This is a genomic window from Pseudomonas sp. A214 (assembly GCF_900156295.1).
Classification (GTDB): domain Bacteria; phylum Pseudomonadota; class Gammaproteobacteria; order Pseudomonadales; family Pseudomonadaceae; genus Aquipseudomonas; species Aquipseudomonas rhizophila.
The window spans coordinates 4,886,947-4,906,208 of the sequence record NZ_LT707062.1; the positions used below are offsets into that span (position 1 = coordinate 4,886,947).

19 protein-coding genes are annotated in these 19,262 nt (G+C 61.0%); 5 read left to right on the plus strand and 14 right to left on the minus strand.

The genetic code is table 11. The annotated features are described in order from the left end of the window. Position 1 precedes the first annotated feature (1 nt). Positions 2-757, plus strand: coding sequence for a uroporphyrinogen-III C-methyltransferase (gene cobA, locus BW979_RS21765; RefSeq protein WP_047227146.1), 756 nt, complete (start codon positions 2-4; stop codon positions 755-757). 203 nt (positions 758-960) lie between these two features. Here the strand turns inward: cobA and BW979_RS21770 are convergent, their stop codons facing one another. The 8 genes from BW979_RS21770 to ppsA all read right to left on the minus strand — a co-directional run bounded on the left by BW979_RS21770 (position 961) and on the right by ppsA (position 9,139). Then, positions 961-1,995, minus strand: a complete 1,035-nt coding sequence (locus BW979_RS21770; protein WP_076385661.1) for an OmpA family protein — start codon at positions 1,993-1,995, stop codon at positions 961-963. Positions 1,996-2,102: 107 nt separating this feature from the next. After that, positions 2,103-2,693 carry an RNA polymerase sigma factor SigX gene (gene sigX / locus BW979_RS21775; RefSeq protein WP_042729583.1) on the minus strand — a complete coding sequence of 197 codons (591 nt, stop codon included), beginning with the start codon at positions 2,691-2,693 and terminating at the stop codon, positions 2,103-2,105. A 91-nt stretch (positions 2,694-2,784) separates the two neighbouring features. Further along, positions 2,785-3,609: a mechanosensitive ion channel family protein gene (locus BW979_RS21780; protein ID WP_047227144.1), complete on the minus strand. Its 825-nt coding sequence runs from the start codon at positions 3,607-3,609 to the stop codon at positions 2,785-2,787. Between the two features lie 2 nt (positions 3,610-3,611). Then, positions 3,612-3,857, minus strand: coding sequence for a hypothetical protein (locus BW979_RS21785; RefSeq protein ID WP_014337331.1), 246 nt, complete (start codon positions 3,855-3,857; stop codon positions 3,612-3,614). A gap of 63 nt (positions 3,858-3,920) precedes the next feature. Continuing rightward, positions 3,921-4,916, minus strand: coding sequence for a zinc transporter ZntB (locus BW979_RS21790; protein ID WP_047227143.1), 996 nt, complete (start codon positions 4,914-4,916; stop codon positions 3,921-3,923). Positions 4,917-4,941: 25 nt separating this feature from the next. After that, positions 4,942-5,433, minus strand: coding sequence for a ribonuclease E activity regulator RraA (gene rraA / locus BW979_RS21795; protein WP_047227142.1), 492 nt, complete (start codon positions 5,431-5,433; stop codon positions 4,942-4,944). A gap of 127 nt (positions 5,434-5,560) precedes the next feature. After that, the gene (locus BW979_RS21800; protein ID WP_047227141.1) at positions 5,561-6,550 is read right to left on the minus strand and encodes an alpha/beta fold hydrolase; all 990 of its coding nucleotides are present in this window, start codon (positions 6,548-6,550) and stop codon (positions 5,561-5,563) included. 213 nt (positions 6,551-6,763) lie between these two features. Next, on the minus strand, positions 6,764-9,139 hold the full coding sequence (gene ppsA, locus BW979_RS21805) for a phosphoenolpyruvate synthase (protein ID WP_047227140.1): 2,376 nt from the start codon (positions 9,137-9,139) through the stop codon (positions 6,764-6,766). A gap of 179 nt (positions 9,140-9,318) precedes the next feature. Here ppsA and ppsR point away from each other — a divergent pair, with 179 nt between their 5' ends. Next, positions 9,319-10,137, plus strand: coding sequence for a posphoenolpyruvate synthetase regulatory kinase/phosphorylase PpsR (ppsR, locus tag BW979_RS21810; RefSeq protein ID WP_003199510.1), 819 nt, complete (start codon positions 9,319-9,321; stop codon positions 10,135-10,137). 138 nt (positions 10,138-10,275) lie between these two features. On the opposite strand, the gene BW979_RS21815 is transcribed toward ppsR, so the two are convergent. The 5 genes from BW979_RS21815 to BW979_RS21835 all read right to left on the minus strand — a co-directional run bounded on the left by BW979_RS21815 (position 10,276) and on the right by BW979_RS21835 (position 14,744). Beyond that, positions 10,276-10,503: an MbtH family protein gene (locus BW979_RS21815; RefSeq protein ID WP_047227138.1), complete on the minus strand. Its 228-nt coding sequence runs from the start codon at positions 10,501-10,503 to the stop codon at positions 10,276-10,278. Positions 10,504-10,587: 84 nt separating this feature from the next. Continuing rightward, positions 10,588-12,000 carry an aspartate aminotransferase family protein gene (locus BW979_RS21820; protein ID WP_047227280.1) on the minus strand — a complete coding sequence of 471 codons (1,413 nt, stop codon included), beginning with the start codon at positions 11,998-12,000 and terminating at the stop codon, positions 10,588-10,590. Positions 12,001-12,118: 118 nt separating this feature from the next. After that, positions 12,119-12,625, minus strand: coding sequence for a GNAT family N-acetyltransferase (locus tag BW979_RS21825; protein WP_076385663.1), 507 nt, complete (start codon positions 12,623-12,625; stop codon positions 12,119-12,121). Between the two features lie 116 nt (positions 12,626-12,741). Further along, positions 12,742-14,067, minus strand: a complete 1,326-nt coding sequence (locus BW979_RS21830) for an ATP-binding protein (protein ID WP_047227136.1) — start codon at positions 14,065-14,067, stop codon at positions 12,742-12,744. After that, positions 14,064-14,744, minus strand: coding sequence for a response regulator (locus BW979_RS21835; RefSeq protein ID WP_047227135.1), 681 nt, complete (start codon positions 14,742-14,744; stop codon positions 14,064-14,066). The genes BW979_RS21830 and BW979_RS21835 overlap by 4 nt, the downstream gene beginning before the upstream one ends. Before the next feature lie 175 nt (positions 14,745-14,919). Between BW979_RS21835 and dsbD the strand changes: the two genes are divergently transcribed. From dsbD to dsbG, 3 genes are read left to right on the plus strand one after another with little or no spacing between them, the layout of a single operon-like run. Beyond that, the gene (gene dsbD, locus BW979_RS21840) at positions 14,920-16,647 is read left to right on the plus strand and encodes a protein-disulfide reductase DsbD (RefSeq protein ID WP_076385665.1); all 1,728 of its coding nucleotides are present in this window, start codon (positions 14,920-14,922) and stop codon (positions 16,645-16,647) included. Then, a complete protein-coding gene (locus BW979_RS21845) occupies positions 16,647-17,516 on the plus strand; it encodes a TlpA disulfide reductase family protein (protein WP_076385667.1) in 870 nt (289 codons plus the stop codon). The genes dsbD and BW979_RS21845 overlap by 1 nt, the downstream gene beginning before the upstream one ends. After that, positions 17,492-18,259 carry a thiol:disulfide interchange protein DsbG gene (gene dsbG, locus BW979_RS21850; RefSeq protein WP_076385669.1) on the plus strand — a complete coding sequence of 256 codons (768 nt, stop codon included), beginning with the start codon at positions 17,492-17,494 and terminating at the stop codon, positions 18,257-18,259. The genes BW979_RS21845 and dsbG overlap by 25 nt, the downstream gene beginning before the upstream one ends. Positions 18,260-18,381: 122 nt before the next feature. On the opposite strand, the gene BW979_RS21855 is transcribed toward dsbG, so the two are convergent. Then, a complete protein-coding gene (locus BW979_RS21855; protein ID WP_076385671.1) occupies positions 18,382-19,188 on the minus strand; it encodes an alpha/beta fold hydrolase in 807 nt (268 codons plus the stop codon). Between the last annotated feature and the right edge of the window lie 74 nt (positions 19,189-19,262).

The following is a 19,262-nucleotide window of genomic DNA, read 5'->3' on the forward strand; positions in this document are numbered from 1 at the left end:
TATGAACGCAAAAGTCTGGCTGGTGGGTGCAGGTCCTGGCGACCCTGAATTGCTGACCCTCAAAGCCGTGCGTGCCTTGGGCGAAGCCGACGTGGTGTTGATCGACGATCTGGTCAACGATGCAGTGCTGGAGCACTGCCCTGGCGCGCGGATCATCGCCGTCGGCAAGCGCGGCGGATGCCGTTCCACGCCACAGGCTTTTATCCATCGGCTGATGCTGCGTTATGCCCGTCAGGGCAAATGCGTGGTACGCCTCAAGGGCGGCGACCCGTGCATCTTCGGCCGAGGCGGCGAAGAGGCGCAGTGGCTGCGCGAGCATGGCGTCGAAGTGGAACTGGTCAATGGCATTACGGCCGGCCTCGCGGGTGCGACGCAATGTGATATTCCGCTGACGCTGCGTGGGATTGCCCGGGGCGTGACGCTGGTCACCGCCCACACCCAGGACGGTAGCAGCCTGAACTGGCAAGCCTTGGCACAAAGCGGGACCACCTTGGTGGTGTACATGGGGGTGGCGAAACTGAGCGAGATCCGCGAGCAACTGCTGGCCGGAGGCCTGGCGGCGGACACGCCGGTGGCGATGATTGAAAATGCCTCCCTGCCCCATCAGCGCGACTGTCGCAGTGACCTGACCTCGATGGAGGCCGATGCAGGCGCATTTCAACTCAAGAGCCCGGCGATCCTGGTGATTGGCGAGGTGGCCAGAGCTGCTGAGCTGGCAGGCGCGCAACCGGCCTGGGTCCAGGCTTCGGCGCTATAGCACAGACACCAGCAAACCTGTGGGAGCGAGCCTGCTCGCGATGGCGGTGGATCAGCAACATTGATGCTGACTGACACACCGCCATCGCGAGCAGGCTCGCTCCCACAGTTTTTTGTGTTTCTCCAGCCCCGCCCCTGATTTTCATAAATCGCAGGCAAAGAAAAGCCCGGCCTAAGCCGGGCTTTTCCAAAGCTGTGGGCTAATTACTTAGCTTCGGCTTCAACCTGCGCTTCTACGCGACGGTTAACAGCACGGCCAGCGTCAGTAGCGTTGTCGGCAACTGGGCGGGATTCGCCGTAGCCAACAGACTGAACGCGGGACGATTCAACACCGTACTGGTTGGTCAGGACTTGCTTAACGGCGTTTGCACGACGCTCGGACAGAGCCTGGTTGTAAGCGTCAGGACCGACGGAGTCAGTGTGACCTTCAACAGTAGTGGTGGTGGATGGGTACTGCTTCATGAAATCAGCCAGGTTCTTGATGTCGCCGTAGCTGTTTTCTTTAACGACCGACTTGTCGAAGTCGAACTTGACGTCCAGCTCAACACGTACGACTTCAGCAACAGCTGGGCAGCCATCAGCGTCAACGGTTACGTTGGCTGGGGTGTCAGGGCACTTGTCGACGTTGTCGCACACGCCATCGTTGTCGCTGTCGGAGCAGACTTCAGCCGGAGCTGGAACTGGAGCAGCAGCAGGCTTGGAGCCGCCACCGAAGTTCACACCGATACCGACGCTTGGAGCCCACTCGGTGTCGCCCTGGTCGATGTTGTACTGAGCTTCAACGCCGGCACGGGCGTAGAAGTTGTCAGTGAAGTACAGCTTGGCACCGCCGCCAACGTTGGCGAAGGTGGAGCCGTTGCGACCGCTACGGCCGTTCTGACCGATGCTCTGATCGGAGAAACCAGCCGATACGTAAGGACGCAGCATGTCGCCTGGGTTGTTGAAGTGGTACAGAGCGTCCAGAGCGGTGTTGGAGCCCTTGATGTTACGACCGTCTTCGGCACGTGCGTTGTGCACTTCGTCGTAGGCCAGACGCAGTTCTACGTCGTCGGTCAGGAAGTAACCAATCGAGCCGCCGAACAGGTTGCCGTTGTTCTTGAAGTCGCGAGCGCTGTCGAACATTTCTTTCTTGGCGAAGCCTTCGATTTCAACTGCGCCTTGGCCTTGTGCCAGAGCGCCGAACGAAGTGGCAGCAATCAAAGAACCAATGGCAAAGCCCAAGGTGTTTTTCAGTTTCATCCGTTAAATCCCCATCTGGTGATTGTAAAGCAGTCCCGCAAACCGGGGGACAACTCGGCGACAAGTCTATCAGAACTTGCCTACACGTAAGAGATATTTGCGCCGAACTAAGTTTCAGCAATACCCGCAAATTTCTCACGCAATTTATCAAGAGCGCGCTTGTAACGCATTTTTGTCGCGCTCAACCCCATGTGCATTATGTCTGCGATCTCTTGGAATTCCAGCTCTGCGACAAATCGTAGCACCAGAATTTCCCGGTCGATCGGGTTCACATGGACAAGCCAGCGATCCAGCCCACCCTTTTCCTCTGGTTTGGGCGCCTTTTCTTCAGACGCTTCCTCCAGAGGATCCAGGCTCAAAGCATCCATCAAGCGACGCTTTCGCCGTTCCTTGCGGTACTGCGTGATGCATTCGTTGTACGTGATGCTATAGAGCCATGTCTTGAACTTCGATTTCCCCTCGAAGTTCTTCAGGCCATACAGCACCTTCAACATCACCTCCTGACAGACATCGTCAGCATCACGATCGTTCCCCAGATAACGCGCACAAACGTTAAATAATGTTCTCTGGTAACGGCGCATCAATTCTTCGTAAGCACGCGTTACGTGGAAAAGTTCCGTATGCGCGCGCGCGACCAACTCCTCATCGGAGAGATCACGGGGGTCGTAGCGCGTGGATAGCGATTGGGGTTTGTTCAAAACAAGTCGGGCCGACAGTCTAGGTCAATGTGCGCCGCAGCCTGCGTTAACGGGCATTTTGCGGCGGCATACATTAGCAGGGTTTGCCGGGTTAGCGGCTACTCACATGCTGTTCCAGTAGGATCCGATTGGAGAGCGATACCAATTCACCCTCCTCGGTCAGCAATGTGGTCTTCACCGTGCCGATCTCTTCGATCTGGCCTTCGACCTCGCCAACACGCACTTGTTGCCCAACCTCATACAATTCACGCACATAGATTCCCGCAAGAATCTGGCCGGCGATTTCCCGGCTTCCCAACCCCATTGCCAGCGCAACCGCCAGACCAACGGTAATCAATACGATGACGATCACATGGTTGAGCAGGTCAGTCTTGACCTCCAACTGGCTGATCGCGACCGAAATACTGATGATGATCACCAGGCCCTGGGCAATTCGCCCCAAGCCCTGGGCGTAGTCAAGCCCGACACCTTCGGCCGCGCCGCGCACCAGCCCGTTGGCCAATTGCGCCAGCAGAACGCCCACCAGCAATACCAGCGCGGCACCGAAAACCTTCGGCAAATACAGCGCTAGCATATCGAGCGTAGCTGAAACTCGCTCAAGGCCCAGGGATTCAGCGGCAGAAACCAGGAAAATCAGCAGAACGAACCAGTAGACGATCTTGCCGACCAAGGTCGAGATCGGAACCTGAATGCCACCGCGCGACAGCAGCTTGGTCAGGCCGGTGCCGCCCATCAGGCGGTCGAGCCCCAATTTGGCGAGCAGTTTTGAAAGCAGGGTGTCCAGCAGCTTGGCCACCACGAACCCCAACAACAGCACCACCAGGGCGCCGAAGAGGTTGGGGATGAAATTAGCCACCTTGGTCCACAACGCGGTCATTGCCGTGACGAGGCTCTGGGTCCAGAGATCAAGTTCCATATTCAATCAGCCTTATCAGCGGTGCGAGTAACAGGTTTACGACGGGAAACCGGCGAAACGTGGGCCGACCCGTTATTCAGGGCGATCATCAGCGCGGGCAACCAGCGGCCCAGCAGGCTGAACAGATCGCCGGCGCCAACCTGGCGGTTGGCGGTTTTCAGTACACGTCCCAGGCATGCATCGTCGTCCCGGCTGGACGGCGAAGCCTTGAGCATGTCGCGCAAAGACTGTTCAAACGGATCGTGCATACGCACCTCTCGTGATGTCTGTGAAAGACGCGATCAAATTTCGGCAGGTCACATGGCGCCCCGTCAAACCCAGCGCAAACGGCGGAACAGCCACCACTGACCGAGGGCCACGCCGACCATCAACAGGCATGCAACCAGGAAGCCATAAGGGCTTTCGGAGAACGGAATACCGCCGACGTTGATGCCCAAAAGACCGGTGAGAAAACTCATCGGCAGAAAAATCCCGGTGATGATGCCGAAGCGGTACATGGTGCGATTCATACGCACCGACAGACGCCGGTCCTCGGCCTCCAGCACAAGCCCCACGCGCTCTCGGGTCAATTCCAGCTCTTCGAGGTAGCGGGTCAGGCTGTTGTTCAATTCATTCCAGTAATCGCCATCATCCTCGACAAACCACGGCAGTTTGAGCCGTGTCATCTGGCCGAAAATATCCCGCTGGGGGGCCAGGAACCGCTTCAGCCCGGCCGCCCTTCTGCGAATGTGCAAAATGGCATCATGCTCGGGGGTATACCGTTCGTCGGTATCAATCTTTTCTTCTTCGCTATCGACGATTTCCGAGAGCTGGGTGACCAGATCCTGCACCTTGTTGGTCAGGTACTGCGCCATATAAAGGATGAGTTCCGACGCAGTCCTTGGCCCCTCGCCCTCGGCCAGTTGCGTCAACAGTTCATCGGTGGCGCGCAACGGACGCAGGCGCAGGGAGATCACTCGCTGGGGGGACGCGAAGATCCGCACCGACACCATGTCCTCCGGTTCTGCGCCCGGATTGAGGTTGACGCCGCGCAGAAACAGCAGCAGTTCGGCGTTGGGCAGCGGCAACAGGCGCGGCCGGGTGTTCTCCTCCAGCAGCAGGTCGCAGTTGAATTCGCTCAGGCCACTGGACTTGCGCAGCCAGGTGTGGGTTTGCGGATGACTGCGATCCCAGTGCAGCCACAAGCTTTCGTGGGCCTGTAACTGCAAATCGTCGAGTTCTGTCCGGGCTATCGAACGCGCGCCACCATTACCGTCCAGCACCAGGGCATGCACCAGCCCCCATTGCGCGTTTTCTTCCTCGAACATCCTCATCCCTTATGGCTTTGACGCTTCATTCAGGCATTTTCAGCGGGCTGGGCGACACAATCACGCCGTTGTTGTCCGCATAGACATACTCGCCTGGACGAAACGTCACGCCGGCAAAGGTCACCGCGACATTGAGATCGCCGATGCCACGCTTGTCGGTTTTCATCGGATGGCTGGCCAGGGCCTGGACACCAAGGTCTGTCTGGGCAATGACGTCGACGTCGCGGATGCAACCGTAAATCACCAGCCCTTCCCAGCCGTTTTTCGCGGCTTTTTCGGCCAGCATGTCACCCAGCAATGCCCGGCGCAGTGAGCCGCCGCCATCGACCACCAACACTTTGCCGTTGCCCTTGAGTTCCACCTGCTCCTTGACCAGGGAGTTGTCCTCGAAGCATTTGATGGTCACGATTTCGCCGCCGAAGGAATCGCGGCCACCGAAATTGCTGAACATCGGCTCCAACACTTGCACCAACTCCGGGTAGGCGTCGCACAGGTCGGGCGTGAGGTAATGGTTCATTGAACAACTCCTGTAAAGGCTGGAACGTCAGGCTGAGTGAGCAACCGTTTGTGACCGGAACCGCGTATCGCGTCATATCTTAGCCGCAAGCCGACAAGAGCGAAATGCCCTTGTCAGAGCCTTCGCTTCAAACCGCTTCGGCCAGCCTGGATGGATCCGCCAGTAGCGGTGCATGCTGATCTGCCAGCCAACGCGCCACCAGCGGCCAGACCTCAGCATGGGCCGCTTTGCTGACCAGCATCTCGACATGGCCGAAATCGTCGGTAAAGCCCTGCTCCCGGCCCAGGCAGACAAACTGCTTGTGCGCAGAGCCGACCTGCTCGAAGAGTTTGCGGCAAGCCCAGGTCGGATCCTGCTGGTCGCCGGCCGCGCTCACCGCCAGTATCGGCACCTGCACATCGGCCAGCCCCGCCCACCAGTTCTTCTGCGCATCACCAAAACGCCCGAACAGGCCATACCAGCGCATGCTCTCCAGCGCCAGGCCGATGGGCTCGTCCTCCGGGCCGCGCTTGAGCCGCGAACCGGACAACTGGGCAAAACGCTTGAGAATGAAACGTCCGCTCCATTCCACCGGCGGGATCTTCAACGGCCAATAGGTGCGGCTGACCTGGGTGCCAAAAAACGCCGCCGAAGCCACCGCCGGCTCGCCCAGATAGTGACCGCCCAACGCCGCCGCCAGGGTGATGCCGCCCAAAGAGTGGCCGATCCAGTGTGGCACCTGCCCGCTCTGCTCACGCACGAAGGCACCGATGGCCGGCAGGTCGTAACGAGCGTAATCGGCCACGCGGTTCTTGCGGTAGTCGTGATTGCGCTGGGACAGGCCATGGCCGCGCATTTCGGGAATCCACACGTCAAAGCCCAGCCGCGCAAGATAGGCCCCCAGTCCCAGGCCCTTGGGCGAATACCAGAAGCGCCGGTTGGAAAAACTGCCGTGCAGCAGGATCACGGGAACGCCGCGAACCTCGCTGCCGTCGGCCATGCCCAGTCGGGTGACGGCCAGTTCAACGCTGTAGTCCGGGCTGTTGCCGGGCTTCAGACGATAGACGTCTTCGCTCAGATCACCACGCCGCTCGGCGCTGATCAGGGCGACAGGAAAAAGGTTGCTGCTGCTTTGCATAATGCTCTTGCACAAAAAAGGGCGGCATCCGCCTGGAGCCCGCCCTACTTCAATCAAAAGGGGCTGCCGCGCAACCTGTGGGAGCGAGCCTGCTCGCGATGGCGGTGGATCAGCAAATCAACGTTGACTGACACTCCGCCATCGCGAGCAGGCTCGCTCCCACAAGGGCTGCGCTCACCGACTGACATCAGCCGGTGAGGCCCCTTCACTCGATCAGACCGCAGCCTGACCTTCAGCCAGGAAGAACCAGGTCTCCAGCACGGAGTCGGGGTTCAACGAAACGCTTTCGATGCCCTGCTCCATCAGCCACTTAGCCAGGTCCGGGTGGTCCGAAGGGCCCTGACCGCAGATGCCGATGTACTTGCCGGCCTTGTTGCAGGCGGCAATGGCATTGGCCAGCAGCTTCTTGACCGCCGGGTTCCGCTCGTCGAACAGGTGCGCGATGATGCCGGAGTCACGGTCCAGGCCCAGGGTCAGCTGGGTCAGGTCGTTGGAGCCGATGGAGAAACCGTCGAAGAATTCAAGGAATTCTTCAGCGAGGATCGCGTTGGACGGCAGCTCGCACATCATGATCACGCGCAGGCCGTTGTCACCACGGGCCAGGCCGTTTTCCGCCAACAGGTCGACAACCTGGCTCGCTTCGCCCAGGGTGCGCACGAACGGCACCATGATCTCGACGTTGGTCAGGCCCATCTCGTTGCGCACACGCTTGAGGGCGCGGCACTCGAGTTCGAAGCAGTCACGGAACGATTCGCTGATGTAACGCGAAGCGCCTCGGAAGCCCAGCATCGGGTTTTCTTCTTCCGGCTCGTAGAGCTTGCCGCCAATCAGGTTGGCGTATTCGTTGGACTTGAAGTCCGACAGGCGCACGATGACCTTTTTCGGCCAGAACGCAGCCGCCAGGGTGCTGATGCCTTCCACCAGTTTTTCGACGTAGAAACCGACCGGATCGTTGTAACCGGCAATGCGCTTGTCGACGCTGTCCTTGATCTCCGGCGGCAAGCCGTCGTAGTTCAGCAACGCCTTGGGGTGCACGCCAATCATGCGGTTGATGATGAATTCCAGGCGGGCCAGGCCCACACCCGCGTTCGGCAGTTGCGCGAAGTCGAAGGCGCGATCCGGGTTGCCGACGTTCATCATGATCTTGAACGGCAGGTCCGGCATGGCGTCCACGGAGTTCTTCTTGATGTCGAAGCCCAGTTCGCCTTCGAAGATATAGCCGGTATCGCCTTCGGCGCAGGACACGGTGACGCCCTGGCCGTCCTTGAGCAACTGAGTGGCGTTGCCGCAACCGACCACAGCCGGAATGCCCAGTTCACGGGCGATGATCGCCGCGTGGCAGGTACGTCCGCCGCGGTTGGTGACGATGGCGCTGGCGCGTTTCATCACCGGTTCCCAATCCGGGTCGGTCATGTCGGAAACCAGCACATCGCCGGCCTGGACCTTATCCATCTCCGAGACGTCCTTGATGATCCGCACCTTGCCGGCGCCGATGCGCTGGCCGATGGCACGGCCTTCCACCAGCACGGTGCCGGTTTCCTTGAGCAGATAGCGCTCCATGACATTGGCCTGGGTACGGCTCTTCACGGTTTCCGGACGGGCCTGCACGATATACAGCTTGCCGTCGTCACCGTCCTTGGCCCATTCGATGTCCATCGGGCACTTGTAGTGCTTCTCGATGATCATCGCCTGCTTGGCCAGCTCGCTGACTTCGGCGTCGCTCAGGCAGAAGCGCGCGCGCTCGGCCTTGTCCACGTCGACGGTCTTGACCGAACGACCGGCCTTGGCTTCGTCGCCGTAAATCATTTTGATGGCCTTGCTGCCCAGGTTACGGCGCAGGATGGCCGGACGACCGGCTTCCAGTGTGCCTTTATGGACATAGAACTCATCCGGGTTCACCGCGCCTTGTACGACGGTTTCACCCAGGCCGTAGGCGCCAGTGATGAACACCACGTCACGGAAACCCGACTCGGTGTCGAGGGTGAACATTACCCCGGCGGTGCCGGTTTCGGAGCGGACCATGCGCTGAACACCGGCAGACAGGGCGACCAGTTTGTGGTCGAAGCCCTGATGCACACGGTAGGAAATGGCACGGTCATTGAAAAGGGAAGCGAAGACTTCCTTGGCGGCACGGATGACGTTTTCCACGCCACGGATATTCAGGAAGGTTTCCTGCTGGCCGGCGAAGGAGGCATCCGGCAGGTCTTCGGCGGTGGCCGAGGAGCGCACGGCGACGGCAACGTCGGGATTGCCTTCGGACAGTTTGGCGAAGGCGGTGCGAATTTCGGCGTTCAGCTTCTCGGGAAACTCGGCTTCCATGATCCATTGGCGGATCTGGGCGCCGGTCTTGGCCAAGGCGTTGACGTCATCGACGTCCAGGGCATCGAGCGCGTCGTGGATCTGTTTGTTCAGGCCGCTCAGTTCCAGAAAGTCACGATAAGCCTGAGCCGTCGTGGCGAAGCCACCTGGCACCGATACGCCGGCACCGGCGAGGTTACTGATCATCTCGCCCAGGGATGCGTTCTTGCCCCCCACATGCTCTACATCATGGACGCCGAGCTTATCGAGGGAAACTACGTACTCTACCAAGGTGATCTCTCCACTAACTGTGTTGGAAAAGCTCAAGGCACCGGTGGCTCCAGGGGAGCGAATACCGGCGATATGGCCTGGACCTGGAAAATAAGTGAGAATGCGGGCCACTGGCGGCCGGCAAATCGCGCCTATCATATCCAAGAATCGTCACTAGCTCACTAGGGCCCAAGGCGCAAATGAAACGATCTGCTTTCTTTATCTCCGACGGCACCGGCATTACAGCCGAAACACTGGGCCAAAGCCTGTTGGCGCAATTCGAAAACATTACCTTCGCCAAATTCATACGTCCGTACATCGACAGTGTCGACAAGGCGCGGGCCATGGTACAGCAAATCAATAAAGCCGCCGAAACCGACGGTTTCCGCCCGATTATCTTCGATACCATCGTCAATCAGGACATCCGTGAGATTCTCGCAACGTCCAATGGTTTCATGATCGACATTTTTTCCACCTTCCTGGCGCCTCTGGAGCAGGAGCTGAGCGAGCATTCGTCCTACTCGGTCGGCAAATCCCATTCCATTGGTCATAACTCCAACTACATGGAACGCATCGAGGCGGTCAACTTCGCCCTGGACAACGATGATGGCGCCCGTACGCATTATTACGACAAGGCCGATTTGATCCTAGTGGGTGTGTCGCGCTGTGGTAAGACGCCGACGTGCCTGTACATGGCGATGCAATTTGGTATCCGCGCGGCCAACTATCCGCTGACCGAGGACGACATGGAGCGCCTGCAACTGCCCAGCGCCCTGCGCGCCCACCAGCACAAGCTGTTCGGCCTGACCATCGATCCGGATCGCCTCACCGCGATCCGCAACGAGCGCAAGCCCAACAGCCGCTATTCGAGCTACGCCCAGTGCGAATTCGAAGTACGCGAGGTAGAAAACCTGTTCCGGCGGGAGAACATTCCCCACATCAACTCCACGCATTTTTCCGTGGAAGAGATTTCGGCGAAGATCCTGGTGGAGAAAGGGGTGGAGCGGCGGTTCAAGTAACCCGCAACAACACAAAACCCTGTGGGAGCGAGCCTGCTCGCGATAGCGGAGTGCCAGCCAACATTAATGTCGCTGATCCACCGCTATCGCGAGCAGGCTCGCTCCCACAGGGGTTGAGGCGTCCTTACATGCTCTGCATTAATGGACTACCGCCACCTGCTCATCCATTTTCTTGCGCAGGCTCAAGGGACGCATGTCGGTCCAGACTTCTTCGATGTAGGCCAGGCAGTCCTTTTTGAAGCCGCTTTTGCCAACCGCACGCCAACCTTCGGGGATGGCTTTGTACTCAGGCCAGATCGAATACTGTTCTTCGTGGTTGACCACGACCTGAAAGACGATGTCCTCGCGGTCGAATACTGAAGTCATGGGTGTCTCTCCATCTTTGTTCGAGGTTCACTGCGGCGCATGCGCAGCCAGGGTATGAAAGGAACGTTTGGAGCCGGGTGAAAATTAGGCTTGGGCAACGGCAGCCTTCAAGGCGCGTCCGAAAATCTCGGCAACCCGGTCGATCTCCGTCGCTGTGATGGTCAGCGGCGGCAGGAAACGCACCACGCCGCCCTGCCGGCCACCCAACTCCAGGATCAACCCGCGTTTGAGGCATTCACGTTGCAACCGTGGCGCCAAGCGCGCATCTACCGGCGGGTGGCCCAAGGCATCCGGCATTCCGGCCGGGTCAACCAGTTCGACGCCAAGCATCAGCCCGCGTCCACGGATATCGCCCAGTTGCGCAAAATCCCGCTGCAGGACGTGCAGGTGTTCGCTCAAGCGATCGCCCATGGCGCTGGCGTGGGCCGGCAGGTTGTGTTCCACCAGATAGCGCATCACCGCGGAACCGGCAGCCATGGCCATTTGATTGCCACGGAAGGTCCCGGCATGGGCTCCCGGCAGCCAGGTATCGAGCCAGTCGCGATAAACCACCACCGCCAGCGGCAGGCTGCCGCCGATGGCCTTGGACAGCACCACCACATCTGGAATGATGCCGGCGTGTTCGAACGCGAACATTTTACCGGTGCGGCCAAAACCACTCTGGATCTCGTCGACAATCAACGCCACGCCCGCCTGCTCGGTGATGCGCCGCAACCCGCGCAACCAATCCAGATCGGCCGGTATGACCCCGCCCTCGCCCTGCACCACCTCTACGATCACCGCCGCCGGCAATTGCACGCCGGCCTCGGGGTCGGTCAGCAGGTTTTCCAGATAATGCAGATTGGCCTTCACCCCCGAGGCACCGCCCAAACCGAACGGACAGCGGTAATCGTAGGGGTAAGGCATGAATTGCACACCGTTACCGAGCAAGGCGCCCAAGGGTTTCTTCGGTCCCAGGCTGCCCATCAGGCTCAGCGCCCCCTGGCTCATGCCGTGATAACCGCCCTGAAACGACAACACGGTGCTGCGCCCGGTGGCCGTGCGCACCAGTTTGAGAGCAGCTTCCACCGCATCAGTGCCGGTGGGGCCGCAGAACTGGATCTTCGCCTCGGCGGCAAGGTCCGCCGGCAACAGGCCGAACAGGTCCTGAACGAAGCGATCCTTGACCGGCGTGGTCAGGTCCAGGGTATGCAAAGGCAACTCATCGCTCAGCACCTGCTGGATCGCCTCGATCACCACCGGATGGTTATGCCCCAGGGCCAGGGTGCCGGCCCCGGCCAGGCAGTCGATGAAAGTGCGACCCTCGACGTCCTCGACATACAAACCCCTGGCGCGCTTGAGGGCCAAGGGAATGCGCCGTGGATAGCTGCGGGCGTTGGACTCCTGCCGGCTCTGGCGGGCCAGCAGCGGCGACTCGTTGAATTGGTAGAGCGTCTCGGTCGGCGCGCAACTGACCCGCGCCGGCTGTGCTTCGATAAGACTATTGGCGACTGACATCTCTCGACCCCGCAATACACTGTAGTAGTGACCCAAATGGCACACCGGGCAGGTGCGCATCCGGTCGGGGCGCACGTGCAGGTTTCCTGTTGTGGAAACGCACCGGCGCGGCAAGGATTTACTCTGGAATCGAACTTTCCCCCGCAGGCTCGACCAGTGGCTTGTGCATGGCAATGGCGGTGACACCGCCGATGGCGAACGCCTCGGCGCTTTGCCTGAACCCCAGATGTCGATAGAACCCATGGCTGCTGCGTGTGCTATTGAGTGTCACCTGGACGACCCCGCGACCGCGCAACCACCCCTCGATATCCCGTACCAGCGCTCGCCCGGCACCGCGGCGAAACCATTCCGGTTGCACATAGCAGAACGCGATCCGGCCTGAAACCGAGGCCATGGCGGTGCCCACCAGCCGCCCCTGCAAACGCGCCAGGGTCAGGCGCAACCTTGGGTCGAGCAGTAAGGGTTGTAGGTGAGCGAGGGTGTTGTGGCGTATCCAGGCTGCCACGATGCGCGGGTCGTTACGGTGTTCGGCGGCACATCCGAGGCGGATGGAGCGTTCGGCGATCCGGCTGATGATGCCGGCATCGCTGGGGGTGGCGGTGCTTATTTCAATGAGTGGTTCCATGGCGCGGTGTTCCTCAGTCCTTGAGTCGAGCTGAGAAAAACATAGCCCCGGATGAGGTGGGTGCGCCAATGGCAGGTCGTTACAACGGATGTATGCAGCTCCCCGGTAGACCTGGGTTAACCCACCTGTACAGGCATCGTCAATTCAACCCGCAATCCGTCCGGACGGCTGTCGAAATGCAGACCGCAACCACAACGCTGGACGATGGCCTGGACAATCGCCAACCCCAGTCCGCAGCCGGTGCTCTGGCCATTGCGCCAGAAGCGCTGGGTCAGGTACTGGATATCGTCGGCGTCAATGCCGGGACCATGATCGCGAACCTGGAAGCGTACACGCTGGCCAATCATTTCCAGGCTCAATTGCACCTCGGTCCCGTCCGGCGTATGACGCAAGGCGTTGTCCAGCAGATTGCGCAAGGCGGCGATGGAAAGCACCGCCGGCATTTGCACCGGCGCGTCGGACACCCCGGGTGCCAAATGCAACTTGATCCGCTGGGGAGCTCCGCCGGTCGCATCCTGGATCGCCAGTCGCGCCACTTGCTCGGCGTTGCATTGCACGCCATCGTCGAACGACAGGCTGCCCTCGACCCGGGCCAGCAGCAACAACTGTTCGAGGGTGCGGTGCAAGCGGTCGGCGCCCTCCTCGGCCCGGGCCAGGGACTGATCGCGGGCGACGCCTTCGGTCATGCGCGCCACTTGCAGGTGAGTCTTGATAGCCGTCAACGGGCTGCGCAACTCATGGGCGGCATCGCCGGTCAGCCGGCGCTCGCGCTCAATGGTCTTACCGATACGCTGGAACAGCTGGTTCTGGGTCTCCAGCAACGGCCGCAGCTCACTGGGCAGCGGATGGATCTGCAGAGGCTCCAGGGAGTCGGCATTGCGTCGCATCAATGCATCGCGCATGCGATTGAGCGGTGCCAGGCCCTGGCCGATGCCCAGCCATAACAGGCACAGGCAGCCCAGCAGCGCCACGCCGACCGGTACCGAGGCCGCCAACAGCACCGACATGTTCAAGGCTTCGCGTTCGATCTGGCGGTCGGCGGTGGTGATGCGCAAATCCCCTCGGGCCAGGGTGAAACTGCGCCAGGGCGCGCCGTCGATCATCTGGTCGTGAAAGCCCAGCTTCTCGGCTTCCAGGGTTTGGTCTGGGGTGCCATGGCTGCGGGCCAGGATCTCCCCCCGCAAGGAGCTGACCTGGCAAGCCATGCCCCCCGGAATACTCACATGCTCGGTCCTCAGGTGCGTGCCTTCACCTTTGCTGGGCAATGGCGGCATCTGCTCCAGCAGCCCGGCGACCATCCGCGCCGAAGCCACCAGTCGCTGGTCAAGGGAAAACATCATCTGGTTGCGCAGATCACTGAGCATCCACGCCGCCGCCAGGGCCCAGATCAGGGCGAAGGCCGCGCCGAGGGTCAGACTCAGGCGCAATCGCAGGCTCATCACTTGGAGGACTCCCCGTCGTCGGCCGGCCCCAGCCGATAACCCAGCCCGCGGACCGTCTCGACAATGCCATTGCCGAGCTTGCGCCGCAGGTGATGGATATGGACGTTGAGGGCGTTGCTTTCCAGTTCGTCATTGAACCCGTAGACGCTGTCCTTGAGTTGCTCGGTGGACAGGACCCGACCGCGACTGTGCAACAGCGCCTGCAGCAATGACTGCTCACGCCGGGAAAGGTCCACCGGCTGTCCGCCGAGGGTGGTTTCCCGGCTGCTGGGGTCGTAGGTCAGGCGACCGTGCTCGATCAGATTGACGCTGCGCCCCGCCACGCGCCGTAGCAAGGTGTGCAGGCGCGCCGCGAGTTCACGCAGATCAAAGGGTTTGAGCAGATAATCATCGGCACCGGCCTGCAAGCCGTCGACCCGGTCGGTCACCGAGTCCCGGGCGGTGAGGATCAGCACCGGTATTTCCAGACCTTGCTGGCGCAATTGGCGCAACAATTTAAGGCCGTCCTCGTCGGGCAGCCCCAGGTCCAGCACCATGACGTCGAACCGGGCCACGCCGACCATCGCCCGCGCCGCCGACGCCGTGGCGACGTGTTCGACGGTCAGGCCCTGGGCCGTGAGCCCGGCGACGATCCCGCTGGCGATCAACTCATCGTCTTCGCAGACCAGTACGTGCATGGTAAGCCCCGTGGAAAAAGGTACATTAGGCCGCCGGCCGATTAAGCCGACATTATGCGACGAGTACGGCAAACATGGGCGATCATTGCTACCTGCCGATCGTCGCCGGGTTAATCGACGGTTAATCGCCAGTCGCCATCGTGCATTCCACTTGCTCCGTTCTAAGGCTTTATCCATGCGTCGATTGTTTTTGCTGTGGCTGCTCCTGATCTCGGGCCTGGCCCAGGCCGCCAATCCCTTCGAGACCAAAACCGATTTCCTGCCGGTGGAAAAGGCCTTCGTGTTTACCTCCGAACGCCTGGACTCCGGTGAAACCCAGTTGTTCTGGCAGATTGCCGACGGCTACTACCTGTATCAGCAGCGACTCAAATTCGACGGTCTTGCCGAGGCGCAAAAGCCGAAGTTGCCGGAGGGTGAAGCCCATAGCGACGAGTTTTTCGGCGATCAACAGGTTTATCGCCAGGCGCTGGAACTAAAGATTCCCGCCGGTGCCACCGGCAAGATCAAGGTCGGCTTCCAGGGCTGCGCCGACGCGGGCTTGTGTTATCCGCCCCAGACCCAGGTGGTGGACCTGGGTGGCACTGCACCAGCGGTTGCCAATGGTGAGGCGCCGGACCAGGCCTTGGCCAGCGGCCTGCAGCAACGGGCCTTGGGCTGGAGCCTGCTGGTGTTCTTTGGCCTGGGCCTGTTGCTGGCGTTTACGCCGTGCTCGCTGCCCATGTTGCCGATCCTGGCCGGGGTGGTGGTGGGCAGCGGCGCCAGCCCTCGGCGTGGATTGGCATTGGCCATCAGCTACGTGATCAGCATGGCCCTGGTGTATGCCGCCATGGGCGTAATCGCCGCGCTGCTGGGGGCCAACCTTCAGGCACTGCTGCAACAACCGTGGCTGCTGGGCACTTTCGCGGCGATCTTCGTGGTGCTGGCGCTACCGATGTTCGGTTTCTTCGAATTGCAGTTACCGGCCGCCCTGCGCGACCGCCTGGAAAGTGCCGGACGCCAGCGCCGCGGCGGCAGCCTGGTGGGCGCCGGTATTCTCGGAGCCTTGTCCGGCCTGTTGGTGGGCCCGTGCATGACTGCCCCGCTGGCCGGTGCGCTGCTGTACATCGCCCAAAGCGGCAATGCGTTGCACGGCGGGCTGATCCTGTTCGCCATGGGCGTGGGCATTGGCCTGCCGCTGTTGCTATTGGTGACCGTGGGCAATCGTTTCCTGCCCAAACCCGGCGCCTGGATGAATGTGCTCAAGGGCGTGTTCGGTTTCCTGTTCCTGGGCACCGCGATCCTCATGATTCGCCCGGTCATCGACGGCTCGCTGTGGATCGGCCTGTGGGGCACGCTGTTGTTGATTGCCGCCTATAGCGCCTGGCGGCAGACCGAAGGTTTCGGTCGCACAGCCTATGTATGCGGCAGCGCGTCGCTGCTGTTCGGTCTGTGGGGCAGCCTGCTGGTGATCGGCGCGGCGGGTGGCGGCGATGATTTCTTCCAGCCCCTGGAGGTCTATGCAGGCACCTCGGAAAGCTCGGCCGTCAGCACCCATGATGCCTTTATCACGGTCAGCGAGCCTGCCGCCCTGCAGCGGGAACTGGATGCGGCCAAGGCCCAGGGCCAATGGGTCTTGCTGGACTACTACGCCGACTGGTGCGTGTCCTGCAAGATCATGGAAAAACAGGTGTTCGGCCGCGCCGATGTGCTGGACGCCTTGAAAGACGTACGTCTGGTGCGTCTGGACGTCACCGCCGACAATGCCGCCAGTCGCGAACTGCTGGGCCGCTATCAAGTGCCGGGGCCACCGAGCCTGCTGTGGATTGGCGCCGACGGTCAAGAGCGGCGCAGCCAGCGGATCACCGGGGAAGTCAATGCCAAGGAATTCCTGGAGCACTGGAACATGACTCGGAACGCGCGCTGATGCTGACGTTTACCCTCGGCACCTTTGCCATTGCGCTTAACCATCTATTGCTGATCAGCGCGTTGGCACTGGCGACCCTGGTAGGCTGGCGAGTAGCCAAGCGCGGTGGCGAAAACCCGGAATCGGTGCTGTTCGTGCTGTTTTTGCTGGGGCTTCTGGCCGCACGGATCGGCTTCGTCGCCGCCTACTGGAACCATTACCAGGATGACCTGTGGCAGATCGTCGACCTGCGCGACGGCGGTTTTCTGGCCTGGCCGGGGATCGTCGCGCTGGTGATTGGCGCGTTGCTGTGGGGCCGGCACCGACCGGCCTTGCGCCGGCCGTTGGGTTTCGGCGTGGGCAGCGGCCTGTTGTTCTGGCTGGTGGCGACGATGTCGTTGACGATCTATGAACAAGGTACCCGACTGCCGGAAATCAATCTGCGTAACGCCAACGGCGAGACGGTGAAACTCACCGATTATCAGGGCGGGCCCCTGGTGATCAACCTCTGGGCCACCTGGTGCCCACCCTGCCGGCGCGAAATGCCCGTGCTGGAAGAGGCCCAGCAGCAGCGCCCGGACCTGACGTTCCTGTTCGTCAACCAGGCCGAAAGCATGCAAAGCGTCAGCACTTATCTGGCCACCCAGGGCTTGAGCCTGGACAACGTGCTGTTTGATGGCAGCGGTCGCCTCGGTCAAGCCGTCGGTTCCATGGCACTGCCAACCACCTTGTTCTACAGCGCCGACGGCCGCCTGCTGGACAGTCACTTGGGCGAATTGTCAGAAGCGAGCCTGGCCCGCGCCCTGGAGAACTTCGAAACGCCGGATTCAACCTCGGCTCCCCACTCCGCCACAAGGAAACCCTCATGCCCCGCCTCCGCCACTTGCTGACCCTGGCCGTCGCCGCCACGCTGTCGCAGGCACCGCTGCTGCACGCCGAAGAACTGCCCGCGGCCATCAAGAAAATCGAAGCCAAGGGCGCGAAAATCGTCGGCACGTTCGAGGCGCCGGACGGATTGCGCGGTTACGCGGCGCAATACCAGAACCGTGGGATGGCGCTGTACCTGACACCCGATGGCCAGCATGTCTTGCTGGGCAACCTGTACGACGCCGACGGCAAGGACCTGAGCGCCGAGCCGCTGCAAAAGCTGGTCTATGCCCCAATGGCCAAGGCCATCTGGGGGAAGATGGAAGCGAGCAACTGGATCGCCGACGGCAGCAAGGACGCGCCGCGCACCGTCTATCTGTTCAGTGACCCGAACTGCCCGTACTGCAACATGTTCTGGGAACAGGCACGGCCATGGGTCAAAGCCGGCAAGGTGCAGTTACGCCACATCATGGTGGGCATCATCCGTGAAGACAGCCCAGGAAAATCCGCCGCATTGCTGGCGGCCAAGGACCCTGAGCAGGCCTTGGAAACCCACGAGAAGGCCGGCAAGGGCAGCGCGCTCAAACCCCTCAAAAACATACCGCCGGCCATCCAGGCAAAACTGGACGCCAACCTGCAGTTGATGGAAGAACTGGAACTGTCCGCCACCCCGGCGATTTTCTACCTGGATGACAAGGGCGAACTGCAACAGCAGCAAGGCGCACCGTCGCCGGACAAGCTGGTGAAGATTCTCGGGCCGAAGTGAGATCGACCTAGAGGGCCTCATCGCGAGCAGGCTCGCTCCCACAGGGGATGTGTGGCGACGACAAATTCAGCGTCAGGCACAGATCAAAATGTGGGAGCGAGCCTGCTCGCGATGGCGTCAGGTCAGCTGCGCAGAAACTCCAGCAAGGCTCGGGTGACGAATTCCGGGTTTTCCAGGTTGGAGATATGCCCAGCCTCTGGAATCAGCACATGCGGGCAGCCAATCAGCTCAGCCATTTCCAGCGCCTCGGACGGTGGTCGCGGTTTGTCCTGGTCGCCGCACATCACCAGCGTGCGCCCGGCGTCGAGCTCAGGCAGGCGCGGCAGGATGTCGTCCCGACCAAAAATGATCCGTCCCAACGGCACGATACTGTCGCGCAGGCGGTCGGCCGGCAGTGCAGCCAGCGTGGCGCGGAACTGCTGGTAGAGCGCTGACTGCGGATCGATGCCCGACCGGAAAAAGATCGGCACGACAATGTCCAGCAACGGCTCGGGGATGCTGCCGCTGGCTTCGATCTTGTCGAACAGCGAAAAGTAATACTGGCGAGTCGGTTCAGGTTCGACCCCCACGTAAGTGTCCATCAACACCAACGCCTCAAGCCGCTTGGGCGCCATCAGCGCCAGCCGTGCGCCCCACATCCCGCCCACCGAAAGCCCCACCAGACTGAAGCAATCGACCTCCAGATGATCCATCAACGCCAGTGCCTGGCGGGCCAGATCGTCCAGGGATTTCATGCCCTCAGGCAAACGCCCGGACTGACCGTGGCCCCAAAGGTCCAGGGCGATCACCCGGTAATGCCGGGACAGTGCCTCGATCTGCGGCGCCCACATGGTGTGATCCCACAGGTAGCTGCTGCCCAGCAGCACCACCGGGCCCTGGCCTTGGTCCAGGTAGTGAAGTGATTGCCCATCAAGGGTTGCAAAAGGCATTAAGACCTCCTTGTGTTGAATGGAGAAAAAGCCTTGGGAGACTGAGCCGTACGGGGCGAGGCGTCAACCGTGGG